The sequence below is a fragment of the Streptomyces sp. NPDC002004 genome (assembly GCF_053593975.1).
On the sequence record NZ_JBSFDP010000004.1, the window covers coordinates 24,589 to 35,833 of the forward strand.

The window sequence follows — 11,245 nt, forward strand, 5'->3', positions numbered from 1 at the left end:
GGATTATGTTCCAGTCTACCGGTAGCGCCGACAGTGATGGGGGTTTGCCGGTACCTGAGTCCGCATGTGCCGCCCGGAACCGGTCCCCGCCGACTCCCCATATGCGGAGCGGGCCCCAAAGTGGCTCACAGCGGCACTCAGCGCTTCGGGGTGTCAACCCCCAGCTACGGTCCTCGATCACTCAGCCGTAGGTGTCTCCGGGGCCGGTGCTGCCGGGGGCGCGCAAGGGTCCCCAGCGGTGTGCGGGGCCCCCGGGGCCCTGCACCTTGAGCAGCTTCACGGTGCCGTGGCCCAGGTCCTCGTTCAGCCGCGCGACCAGCTGCGGGGCCAGCAGCCGCAGCTGCGTCGCCCAGGCCGTGGAGTCGCACTGCACCGTCAGCACGCGCTCGTCCTCGTCGTACTTCTGCGGTACGCAGTGCCGCGCCAGCTCGGGGCCGACGATCTGCGGCCAGCGGCCCATGACGCCGCCCACCGCGGCGGGTGTCTCCCAGCCGCGCTCCGTGATCAGCCGGTTGATCGCGGCGCCGAGCGCCATGGGGTCGCGGCCGTCCGCGCGCGCCCCGGAGCGCAGGCCACCACGCCGGGCCTGCTTCTTCTGCTGTGCGGCCGCGCCCCGCGCGCGGGCCTGCTCCTTGGCCGCGCGCAGCGCCACGCGCGCCAGATCGACGCCCGACGGCTCGGGGGCCTTCCCGGGCGTCCCGTCGCTCGGTTCCTCGCTCATACGCGCTCCACCGTGCCCCCGGCGACCGTGAACCGCGTGCCCGCGAGGGCGCCGGGCACGTCGTCCTCGACCGCCGCCGTCACCAGCACCTGCTCGCCCGGCGCGACCAGCTCGGCGAGACGCTCCCTGCGGCGGGCGTCCAGCTCGGCGAACACGTCGTCGAGGACCAGCACCGGCTCGTTGCCCTCGGCGCGCAGCAGGTCGTACGACGCGAGCCGCAGGGCCAGCGCGTACGACCAGGACTCGCCGTGGCTCGCGTATCCCTTCGCGGGCAAGCGGCCCAGCAGGAGCACCAGCTCGTCGCGGTGCGGGCCGACGAGCGTGACGCCCCGCTCGATCTCCTGCTTGCGGGCATCGGTGAGCGCGGCGATCAGCTGTTCGAACAGCTCCTCGCGCGTCTGACCGGTGATCCCGGGAGCGGAGGGCTTGTACTCCAGCGCGAGGGGGCCGCCGCCCGGTGCCAGCTGCTCGTACGCCTTGTCGGCGAGCGGCTGGAGCGCGGCGATCAGGTCGAGCCGCTGCGCGAGCAGCTCGGCGCCCGCACGCGCGAGATGCTGGTCCCAGACGTCGAGCGTGGACAGGTCCATGGCACGACCGCCGTGCCGGCGGGCCAGCGCGGCCGACTTCAGGAGCGTGTTGCGCTGTTTCAGGACACGGTCGTAGTCGGAGCGCACACCCGCCATGCGCGGGGCGCGTGCCGTGATCAGCTCGTCGAGGAAGCGGCGCCGCTCCCCGGGGTCGCCCTTCACCAGGGCCAGGTCCTCCGGCGCGAACAGCACCGTCCGCACGATGCCGAGGACGTCACGCGGCCTGACCTGCGAGGACCTGTTGATACGAGCGCGGTTGGCCCTGCCCGGGTTCAGTTCGAGCTCGATCAGCTGCTGCCGCTCGCCCTGCCGCACGGCGGCGCGGATCACCGCCCGGTCGGCGCCCATGCGCACCAGCGGGGCGTCCGACGAGACGCGGTGGCTGCCGAGCGTGGCCAGATAGCCGACGGCCTCGACGAGGTTCGTCTTCCCCTGTCCGTTGGGGCCGACGAAAGCGGTGACGCCCGGGTCGAGCGGGACCTCGACCCGGGCGTACGAGCGGAAGTCGGCCAGCGACAGATGCGTGACGTGCATGGCCGTGGAACCGACCTCCCCCTGGGTTACGGGGCCCCCGGGGTGCGGGGGCCGGACTACGTGATCAGGCCTTCTCGACGGCGTGGCCGCCGAACTGGTTGCGCAGCGCCGCGATCATCTTCATCTGCGGGGAGTCCTCCTGCCGCGAGGCGAAGCGGGCGAACAGCGACGCCGTGATCGCGGGCGCCGGCACCGCGTGGTCGATGGCGGCCTCCACAGTCCACCGGCCCTCGCCGGAGTCCTGTGCATAACCCCGGATGCCTTCCAGATGCTCGTCGTCGTCGAGCGCGTTGACCGCGAGGTCGAGCAGCCAGGAGCGGATGACCGTGCCCTCCTGCCAGGAGCGGAAGACCTCACGGACGTCGGTGACCGAGTCCACGGCCTCCAGCAGCTCCCAGCCCTCGGCGTAGGCCTGCATCATCGCGTACTCGATGCCGTTGTGAACCATCTTGGCGAAGTGGCCGGCGCCGACCTTGCCGGCGTGGACCGCGCCGAAGTCGCCCTCGGGCTTCAGTGCGTCGAAGACCGGCTGCACCCGGGCGACGTGCTCCTTGTCGCCGCCGTACATCAGCGCATAGCCGTTCTCCAGGCCCCAGACGCCGCCGGAGACACCGCAGTCGACGAAGCCGATGCCCTTGATGCCCAGCTCCACGGCGTGCTTCTGGTCGTCTGTCCAACGCGAGTTGCCGCCGTCCACGACGATGTCGCCGGCGTCCAGGAGCCCGGCGAGCTCGTCGACCGTGGCCTGTGTGGCAGCGCCGGCCGGGACCATCACCCAGACCACGCGCGGGCCCTTGAGCTTGCCCACAAGCTCTTCCAGGCTGTGGACATCGGAGATTTCCGGGTTGCGGTCGTATCCGATGACGGTGTGGCCTGCGCGGCGGATCCGCTCGCGCATGTTGCCGCCCATCTTGCCGAGGCCGACGAGTCCGAGCTCCATCAGATGATCCTTAAGTAGCGATGTGGCGTACGGGCACGTGCTCTGTGGGCACCTCCAGGAGGTGCCCAGGGGCGCTTTCGTACCTGCGTCCGAGCCTACGCCGGGCACCTCACGCACACCTGTGGGCTCAGCCGCTCAGACGCACACTCCGTCAGGTGCCGCGAGCGGGCGCGGCCGGCAAGCCGCGTCGGGCGGTGGGGACCCCTGTGAACAGGGGGATCCCCACCCTGTGGACGGGCGGCGGCCGACGGCGTCAGCCGGACAGGCGCACCGGCATGATCAGGTACTTGTAGGCGTCGTCCGCCTCGGCGTCCACGGCCGGCTTGCCGTTCAGCAGCGCGGGCTTGGTGGACGTCGTGAACGAGAGCTGGGCGACCGGCGAGTCGATGGCGCTGAGGCCGTCCAGCAGGAAGGTCGGGTTGAAGGCGATCGAGATGTCGTCGCCCTCGAGGTGGGCGTCGACCCTTTCCACAGCCTGTGCGTCGTCGCTGGAGCCGGCCTCCAGGATCAGCACGCCCTGCTCGAAGCTGAGGCGCACCGGAGTGTTCCGCTCGGCGACCAGGGCGACGCGCTTGACGGCCTCCACGAAGGGGGCGGTCTCGATGGTGGCGACCGAGTTGAACTCCGTCGGGAACAGCGTCCGGTACTTCGGCAGGTCGCCCTCGAGGAGACGCGTCGTCGTACGGCGGCCCGCGCCCTCGAAGCCGATGAGGCCCTCGCCCGCACCGGAGCCGGACAGGGCGAGCGTCACCGTGTCACCGCTGGTCAGGGCCTTGGCGGTGTCCAGAAGCGTCTTGGCGGGCACCAGCGCGACGGCGGACGCCTCGGGGTCCTCCGGCTTCCACAGGAACTCGCGGACCGCGAAGCGGTAGCGGTCGGTGGAGGCCAGCGTGACGGTGTCGCCCTCGATCTCGATGCGCACACCGGTGAGCACCGGGAGCGTGTCGTCGCGGCCGGCGGCGATGGCCACCTGGGCGGCGGCCGAGGCGAAGACCTCGCCGGGGACGGTGCCGGTCGCCGACGGCATCTGCGGCAGCGCCGGGTACTCCTCCACAGGCAGGGTGTGGAGGGTGAAGCGCGAGGAGCCGCAGACCACGGTCGCCCGTACACCGTCGGTGGAGATCTCCACCGGGCGGTTGGGGAGGGCGCGGCAGATGTCGGCGAGGAGGCGGCCGGAGACGAGGACGGTGCCCTCCTCGTCGACCTCGGCGTCGACGGACACACGCGCGGAGACCTCGTAGTCGAAGCCGGACAGGCTCAGCTGGCCGTCCTCGGCCTTCAGCAGCAGGCCGGCGAGGACAGGCGCCGGCGGACGGGCCGGGAGGCTGCGCGCCGCCCAGGCCACTGCCTCCGCGAGTACGTCGCGTTCCACCCGGATCTTCACGGTTAGCCGCCTCCTGCTGTTGCTGGCTGCTCTGGCCCTGCTGGTCTCGTCGTCTGACTCGGTGTCGCTCGCTCCCCTCGGGGGAAGGACACCGGAGACCAGTCTGACGCACCGCACTGACAGCTGGTGCCTGTCGGGGTCAAGTCGTACCGGGCGGCACTCGGGCTCCGAGCCGCGAGTTGTGCACAGGCCCCCCTTCGAAGCGATTTCCCGGGTCTCTCTAGTCGGGAGTAGTAGTAGGGGCTGTGGAAACCGTGGATAACCGCGTTTGCGCAGGTCAGCAACCGAATTTTGTCCACGGGGCCTGTGGGTGGGGGCGGTGGACAACCGGGTCGCGCTGTGGACGGGGAAAAGTTCTGCACACCCGATGCACAGGCAGGGGCCACTTCTCCCCAGTGCCGTCCCCAGCTTTACCCCGGTTCCCCACAAGCCAACCCGGCACCTTGGTGTGACGGCTTTCACTCGGGCCGGTGAGATGGCGCGTTGCGTTGCCGAACAGTGGACAGGCATGTGGAGAAGCTGGGGAAAGCTGGGGACAACCGGGCATTCCCTGTGGGTCGCCGGTGGACAAGCCCACACGCGCCCTGTGGGCCGATTCTTCGTCCACAGCCTGTGGAGATCCTTTGTCCACGAATCCACACCCGGTTGACCTGGGCTGACGACTTCTCACCAGCCCTGCCTGTGGACCCAGTCTGGACAACTTCGCAGTCCCCAGGGTGTGGACGCAAAAAAGTCGGTGAATCTGTGGAGAAGCGGCGGCGTCGGGCCGTCGATCGAACAGCGGGCCCGGCAGCGCGGCGGGGACGGAGGCACACAGGCTCCGCCGTGGGACGCCAGGACGGCGGCGGACGAACGTTCAGGCATGGGCGGACGACCGTTCGGGCACTGGTGGACGACCGGTCAGGCACCGGCTCCGGGGCGCCGGGCGCGTGAGAGCGGGTGCCGGGGCGCCCGCCGGACGGTCGCCGTCAGCCGCCGGCCGCGCTGCGGGGAGGAGCGATCCCCGTGGTGGTGGGGATGCGACGGGGCGGCGCGCGGTCCGGGCACGGGGTGCGACGGGAAGACGACCGGTCCCGAGTGCGCGGCAAGGCACCGGGGCGGCCCCGGCACGGCGAAGGGCGCCCCGGAAGCTCTCCCGGGGCGCCCGTCACCGCAGGTGCGGCGGCTTGCGGTCAGCCGTTCTTGATGCGGTTCGTGAGTTCGGTGACCTGGTTGTAGATGGAGCGGCGCTCCGCCATCAGCGCGCGGATCTTGCGGTCCGCGTGCATGACCGTCGTGTGGTCCCGGCCGCCGAACTGCGCGCCGATCTTCGGCAGCGACAGATCCGTCAGCTCGCGGCACAGGTACATGGCGATCTGCCGCGCGGTGACCAGGACCCGGCTGCGCGAGGACCCGCACAGGTCGTCCACGGTCAGACCGAAGTAGTCCGCGGTGGCCGCCATGATCGCGGTGGCCGTGATCTCCGGTGCGGAGTCCTCACCGCCGGGAATGAGGTCCTTCAGGACGATCTCGGTCAGCCCGAGGTCCACCGGCTGCCGGTTGAGCGAGGCGAAGGCCGTCACCCGGATCAGCGCGCCCTCCAGCTCACGGATGTTCCGCGAGATCCGGGAGGCGATGAACTCCAGCACCTCCGGCGGGGCGTTGAGCTGCTCCTGGACCGCCTTCTTGCGGAGGATCGCGATACGCGTCTCCAGCTCGGGCGGCTGCACGTCGGTGATCAGGCCCCACTCGAAGCGGTTGCGCAGCCGGTCCTCCAGGGTCACCAGCTGCTTGGGCGGCCGGTCCGAGGACAGCACGATCTGCTTGTTCGCGTTGTGGAGCGTATTGAAGGTGTGGAAGAACTCCTCCTGCGTCGACTCCTTGTCCGCCAGGAACTGGATGTCGTCGACGAGCAGGATGTCCATCTCGCGGTAGCGCTTGCGGAAGCTGTCGCCCTTGCCGTCGCGGATGGAGTTGATGAACTCGTTGGTGAACTCCTCCGAGCTCACGTAGCGCACCCGCGTGCCCGGGTAGAGGTTGCGCGCGTAGTGCCCGATCGCGTGCAGCAGGTGGGTCTTGCCGAGGCCCGACTCCCCATAGATGAAGAGGGGGTTGTACGCCTTCGCGGGCGCCTCGGCGACGGCGACCGCCGCCGCGTGCGCGAAGCGGTTCGACGCGCCGATCACGAACGTGTCGAAGAGGTACTTCGGGTTCAGGCGTGCCGTCGGTTCGCCCGGGCCCGTCGCCGGTGCGGGCTGGGCGCCCACCGGACCGGGGGCCCCGCCCGCCGGCATCGGGCCGCCGGCTCCACCGCCGTGCGCACCGGGGCCCCCGCGCGTACCGCTTCCGGGCACGTCGGGGAGGTCCCGGCGGTCGCTCCTGGGGTCGTCGAAGCGCTGTCCGTCGTACGGGGCACGCTCGGAGTCGAAGGACCCGCGGTCGCCGTCGAACCCCGCACGGTCCGTGTCGTAGGACGGACGGTCGGTGTCGTACGGGGGGCGATCGGAGTCGTAGGAGGGGCGCTCGCCGTCGTAGGACGGGCGCTCCGGCTCATAGGCGGAACGCTCCGGCTGCGGACGGTAGTCGCGCTGCGACTGCTGTCCCGGGGTGGCGTACGGATCGCGGTCGGGGAAGCCGAGCCGCGGCTGCTGCCACCCGTAGTCGTCCTGCGGCCGTGGCCAGGCGCCGGGCTCGGGGCGCTGGTAGTCCGGGTACGCGGGACGGGCGACGGGCAGGTCCTGGCGGCCCGGGGCGCGGTCGGCCCCGGGGCGGCGGCCGTAGGCGTCGTACGCGTCGCGGCCCTGACCGGGCCCCGAGGGCAGTTCGGGCTCCTCGTAGCGCTGCTGCGGCGCCACGGGGGCGGGCGGCTCGCCCGCGGAGTCGTCCACGGTGATCGCGATCCGGATCGGACGCCCGCACTCACGGCTCAGCGTCTCGCTGACGACCGGGGCGAGCCGGCCCTCCAGGACACCCTTGGCGAATTCGTTCGGCACGGCGAGCAGCGCGGTGTCGGCGACCAGCGCCAGCGGCTGACAGCGCCTGATCCAGTGCTCGTCCTTGGCCTCGACGCCCTGCCCACGGCCTTCACCGAGGAGCTGCTCGAGTACTCGTGGCCACACTGCGGCAAGATCGGCAGGTACGTCAGCCACAGGGCACGCTCTCTCGCAGGTCCCACGAACGTGTGGTTCTCAGGACGGGTCGGTACACCGGATCCGGGCGGTGGGAACGGATCGGATGGGGTGGTGGGAAGGGAACGAATCGGAGTTCAGTCACGGTAGTCAGGGCAACGGGTGCGGTTCAAGTTGTTGTCCACAGCCTGTGCATAGTGTCTCGTACACCGTCGCTGGTTTGACCGGACGGCGGGGCCCCGCGTACCGTAACCAGGTCGAGTTGTCGATGGCTGCTGCCGCCTGCCTCCGATGGGCAAAGATCACGTTCCTGTGATCGGGAAAGCGGTGCACTCGGGCGTATTGCGAGCTACTCGTGGGCGCACGGTGACAGCCAGGCGACACCCCGCCACCCACCGATTCATTACTGGAGCCCCCGAGTGAGCAAGCGCACCTTCCAGCCGAACAACCGTCGTCGCGCGAAGACCCACGGCTTCCGGCTGCGTATGCGCACCCGTGCCGGCCGCGCGATTCTCGCGTCCCGCCGTGGCAAGGGTCGCGCCCGCCTGTCCGCCTGATCTCGACAGGTCATGACGTCGTGCTGCCTGTCGAGCATCGGCTGAGGCGGCGCGAGGACTTCGCGACCGCGGTACGCCGAGGACGCCGGGCCGGACGCCCGCTTCTCGTCGTCCACCTACGCAGCGGTGCCACGGACCCGCACGCGCCTGGGGAGAGCGCTCCCCTGTCGCGTGCGGGTTTCGTCGTGAGCAAGGCAGTGGGTGGCGCGGTCATACGCAATACCGTGAAGCGCAGGCTTCGCCATCTGATGCGTGAACGACTGCCCCAGTTGCCCCCCGGTAGCCTGGTAGTCGTACGAGCGCTGCCCGGTGCGGGCGACGCCGACCACGCTCAGCTGGCCCGAGACCTGGATGCCGCACTTCAGCGGCTACTGGGAGGGGGCGCGCGATGAAGTACCCGCTGCTGGCTCTCATCAAGCTGTACCAGTGGACCATCAGCCCGCTGCTCGGGCCGGTGTGCAAGTACTACCCGTCGTGTTCCCACTACGGCTACCAGGCCATCGACCAGCACGGTGCGATCAAGGGCACGGCGCTCACCGCCTGGCGCCTCCTCCGATGCAACCCCTGGTCACTGGGTGGTGTCGACCACGTACCGCCGCGCAAGCGTCCCAGGTGGCACGAACTGCTGCGCAACGCCTGGAGCGCACGCAAGGGCGGGCCCTCCGCCGCCGGCGAACCCTCCGGGGCCGCCGCTACCGGCCCCTCGGGTCCTGACCCCTCGAGCCCGGCCGCCGAGACCCCGTCCCATGCTCAAGGAGCCTGATTAGTGGACACGATTGCCAGTCTGTTCAGCTTCATCACGACACCCGTCTCCTGGGTCATCGTGCAGTTCCACTCGCTGTACGGTGCGATTTTCGGCCCTAACTCGGGCTGGGCCTGGGGTCTGTCGATCGTGTCCCTGGTGATCCTGATCCGAATCTGCCTGATCCCGCTCTTCGTGAAGCAGATCAAGGCCACTCGGGCGATGCAGACGCTGCAGCCCGAGATGAAGAAGATCCAGGAGCGCTACAAGAACGACAAGCAGCGCCAGTCCGAAGAGATGATGAAGCTGTACAAGGATGCGGGCACCAACCCGCTCTCCTCGTGCCTTCCCATCCTGGCGCAGTCCCCGTTCTTCTTCGCCCTGTACCACGTGCTCAACGGCATCGCCTCGGGCAAGACGATCGGCGTCATCGACCAGCCGCTGCTGGAGAGCGCGCAGAAGGCCCACATCTTCGGTGCCCCGCTCGCCGCGAAGTTCCTGGACAGCGCGGACCAGGTCGCCGCTCTGGGCGCCGATCTGACCAATGTGCGCGTGGTCACCGCGGTCATGATCGTCATGATGTCGCTGTCGCAGTTCTACACGCAGCGCCAGCTGATGACGAAGAACGTCGACACCACGGTGAAGACGCCGTTCATGCAGCAGCAGAAGATGCTGATGTACGTCTTCCCCGTCATCTTCGCCTTCTTCGGCATCCGGTTCCCGGTCGGTGTCCTGATCTACTGGCTGACCACCAACGTGTGGACCATGGGCCAGCAGATGTACGTGATCCACAACAACCCGACCCCGGGCTCCAAGGCCCAGGCCGCGTACCTGGAGCGTCTCCAGAAGCACGTTGCGCACCACGGCAAGACCCGTAACCGCCGTGAGCGCGCCATCGTCAAGGCCATCGTCGCCAAGGGCCGAGACCGCAACGAGTTCGAGCGCAAGTTCGTCACCGGTCTCGGCAAGTCGGGTCTGGCGGCCCAAGCCGACGGCTCCGTCGTGGCGAGTGCCGTCGCGGTCGACACGGATGGTGTGGAGACCACGCAGGCCACGGGAGCCGCTGCCAAGCGGCAGCAGCCCAAGCGGCAGACCAAGTCGCAGCGCCAGGCCGGTCCCAGCCTCGCGAAGTCCGCGGGTGCCGAGACGGCGGAGAAGGACGATCCGCAGGACAACCCCTCCGCGGCGAAGCCGGCGGGCCCCAAGCCCGGTGTCGGTGCACGCAGCAAAGCCCAGTCCGGACAGCGCAAGGGTCAGCCCAAGCACCCGTCCAAGAAGTAAGAAGGAGTCCATCCCGTGACGGAAGGCACCACCTCCGCCGCTGCCGAGGGTGGCGACACCCTGACCCGCCTGGAGCAGGAGGGCGAGATCGCGGCGGACTACCTCGAGGGTCTGCTGGACATCGCCGACCTCGACGGCGACATCGACATGGACGTCGAGGCCGACCGGGCCGCTGTCTCGATCGTCAGCGACGCGAGCAGCCGTGATCTGCAGAAGCTGGTCGGCCGTGACGGGGAGGTCCTGGAAGCCCTCCAGGAGCTGACCCGCCTCGCGGTGCACCGGGAGACCGGTGACCGCAGCCGCCTGATGCTGGACATCGCGGGCTACCGAGCCAAGAAGCGCGAGGAACTCACCGAGCTGGGCGCCAAGGCCGCCGCCGAGGCGAAGAGCAGCGGCGAGCCGGTCAAGCTCAATCCGATGAGCCCGTTCGAGCGCAAGGTCGTGCACGACGCGGTCAAGGCCGCGGGGCTGCGCAGCGAGTCCGAGGGCGAGGAGCCGCAGCGCTTCGTCGTCGTGCTCCCTGCCTGACCGGCACATCGTTTTCCCGGCCCCGTCTGTTGCGCAGACGGGGCCGATCTTTGTCAGCCTGATAGTCAGCACCCAGTGCGGTACGGAAGGACGGTTCCCGTGACGGAGGCAGTGGAGCTCCCCCCGGCTCCGGAACAGGCCCGGAGGGTATTCGGTGAGCGCTTCCCGGACGCAGTCCGGTATGCGGAGCTGCTGGCCGACGCGGGAGTGAAGCGCGGTCTGATCGGTCCCCGGGAAGTGCCCCGGCTGTGGGAGCGGCACCTGTTGAACTGCGCGGTGCTGTCCGAGGTCGTACCCGAGGGCGTGACCGTCTGCGATGTGGGCTCCGGCGCCGGTCTGCCCGGTATCCCGCTGGCCCTCGTCCGCCCGGACCTCAAGATCACGCTCCTTGAGCCCCTGCTCCGCCGTACGAATTTCCTCACCGAGGTCGTCGAGCTGCTCGGCCTGGACCATGTGACGGTCGTCCGCGGCCGCGCCGAAGAGGTGCTGGGCAAGTTCCCGCCGGTCCATGTCGTCACGGCACGCGCCGTCGCTCCGCTGGATCGTCTGGCGACCTGGGGCGTCCCGCTGCTGCGGCCGTACGGCGAGATGCTGGCACTCAAGGGCGACACCGCCGAGGAAGAGATCAAGAGCGCGGGCGCCGCGCTGAGCAAGCTGGGCGCCGAGAACATCTCGGTGCTGCATGTCGGAGAGGGCATCGTTGATCCGCTCTCCACGGTCGTGCGGGTCGAGGTCGGCGAGAGCCCCGGCGGTGTCCGTTTCGCCGCCAAGCGTGCCAAGGCCGCCCGGACGGGGCGCGCGCGGCGTCGTCGCTGAGCGTAGACCGCGAGGGTGGGGCCGGACGGGACGCGCCCGGCGCTACTG

11 protein-coding genes are annotated in these 11,245 nt (G+C 69.9%); 6 read left to right on the plus strand and 5 right to left on the minus strand.

Annotated features, from left to right (window positions below):
• Nucleotides 1–181: 181 nt before the first annotated feature.
• From ACWCP6_RS08470 to dnaA, 5 genes are all read right to left on the minus strand, one after another.
• Nucleotides 182–721, minus strand: a complete 540-nt coding sequence (locus ACWCP6_RS08470) for a DUF721 domain-containing protein (RefSeq protein WP_450931612.1) — start codon at nucleotides 719–721, stop codon at nucleotides 182–184.
• The gene (gene recF, locus ACWCP6_RS08475) at nucleotides 718–1,842 is read right to left on the minus strand and encodes a DNA replication/repair protein RecF (RefSeq protein WP_450931613.1); all 1,125 of its coding nucleotides are present in this window, start codon (nucleotides 1,840–1,842) and stop codon (nucleotides 718–720) included. Before recF ends, ACWCP6_RS08470 begins: the two co-directional genes overlap by 4 nt.
• Nucleotides 1,843–1,906: 64 nt before the next feature.
• Nucleotides 1,907–2,782: a phosphogluconate dehydrogenase (NAD(+)-dependent, decarboxylating) gene (gene gnd / locus ACWCP6_RS08480; protein ID WP_450931614.1), complete on the minus strand. Its 876-nt coding sequence runs from the start codon at nucleotides 2,780–2,782 to the stop codon at nucleotides 1,907–1,909.
• A gap of 253 nt (nucleotides 2,783–3,035) precedes the next feature.
• Complete coding sequence (dnaN, locus tag ACWCP6_RS08485; RefSeq protein WP_450931615.1) at nucleotides 3,036–4,166, minus strand: DNA polymerase III subunit beta; 1,131 nt, start codon at nucleotides 4,164–4,166, stop codon at nucleotides 3,036–3,038.
• A 1,172-nt stretch (nucleotides 4,167–5,338) separates the two neighbouring features.
• A complete protein-coding gene (gene dnaA, locus ACWCP6_RS08490; protein ID WP_450931616.1) occupies nucleotides 5,339–7,294 on the minus strand; it encodes a chromosomal replication initiator protein DnaA in 1,956 nt (651 codons plus the stop codon).
• Between the two features lie 398 nt (nucleotides 7,295–7,692).
• Between dnaA and rpmH the strand changes: the two genes are divergently transcribed.
• From rpmH to rsmG, 6 genes are all read left to right on the plus strand, one after another.
• Nucleotides 7,693–7,830 (plus strand): 50S ribosomal protein L34, encoded by a 138-nt coding sequence (rpmH, locus tag ACWCP6_RS08495; RefSeq protein WP_003949374.1) that lies wholly within the window; start codon nucleotides 7,693–7,695, stop codon nucleotides 7,828–7,830.
• Nucleotides 7,831–7,850: 20 nt separating this feature from the next.
• Nucleotides 7,851–8,222 carry a ribonuclease P protein component gene (gene rnpA / locus ACWCP6_RS08500; protein WP_450931617.1) on the plus strand — a complete coding sequence of 124 codons (372 nt, stop codon included), beginning with the start codon at nucleotides 7,851–7,853 and terminating at the stop codon, nucleotides 8,220–8,222.
• Nucleotides 8,219–8,593 (plus strand): membrane protein insertion efficiency factor YidD, encoded by a 375-nt coding sequence (gene yidD / locus ACWCP6_RS08505; RefSeq protein ID WP_450931618.1) that lies wholly within the window; start codon nucleotides 8,219–8,221, stop codon nucleotides 8,591–8,593. Before rnpA ends, yidD begins: the two co-directional genes overlap by 4 nt.
• Before the next feature lie 3 nt (nucleotides 8,594–8,596).
• Nucleotides 8,597–9,853 carry a membrane protein insertase YidC gene (gene yidC / locus ACWCP6_RS08510; RefSeq protein ID WP_450931619.1) on the plus strand — a complete coding sequence of 419 codons (1,257 nt, stop codon included), beginning with the start codon at nucleotides 8,597–8,599 and terminating at the stop codon, nucleotides 9,851–9,853.
• A gap of 15 nt (nucleotides 9,854–9,868) precedes the next feature.
• Nucleotides 9,869–10,381, plus strand: a complete 513-nt coding sequence (locus tag ACWCP6_RS08515) for a Jag family protein (protein WP_450931620.1) — start codon at nucleotides 9,869–9,871, stop codon at nucleotides 10,379–10,381.
• 99 nt (nucleotides 10,382–10,480) lie between these two features.
• Nucleotides 10,481–11,197 carry a 16S rRNA (guanine(527)-N(7))-methyltransferase RsmG gene (gene rsmG / locus ACWCP6_RS08520; RefSeq protein WP_450931621.1) on the plus strand — a complete coding sequence of 239 codons (717 nt, stop codon included), beginning with the start codon at nucleotides 10,481–10,483 and terminating at the stop codon, nucleotides 11,195–11,197.
• Nucleotides 11,198–11,245 lie beyond the last annotated feature (48 nt).

What these genes read in the sequence shown, in the direction of transcription:
- ACWCP6_RS08470 (WP_450931612.1), bottom strand. Translation starts at nt 721, where the DNA reads ATGAGCGAGGAACCGAGCGACGGGACGCCCGGGAAGGCCCCCGAGCCG.
- recF (WP_450931613.1), bottom strand. Translation starts at nt 1,842, where the DNA reads ATGCACGTCACGCATCTGTCGCTGGCCGACTTCCGCTCGTACGCCCGG.
- gnd (WP_450931614.1), bottom strand. Translation starts at nt 2,782, where the DNA reads ATGGAGCTCGGACTCGTCGGCCTCGGCAAGATGGGCGGCAACATGCGC.
- yidD (WP_450931618.1), top strand. Translation starts at nt 8,219, where the DNA reads ATGAAGTACCCGCTGCTGGCTCTCATCAAGCTGTACCAGTGGACCATC.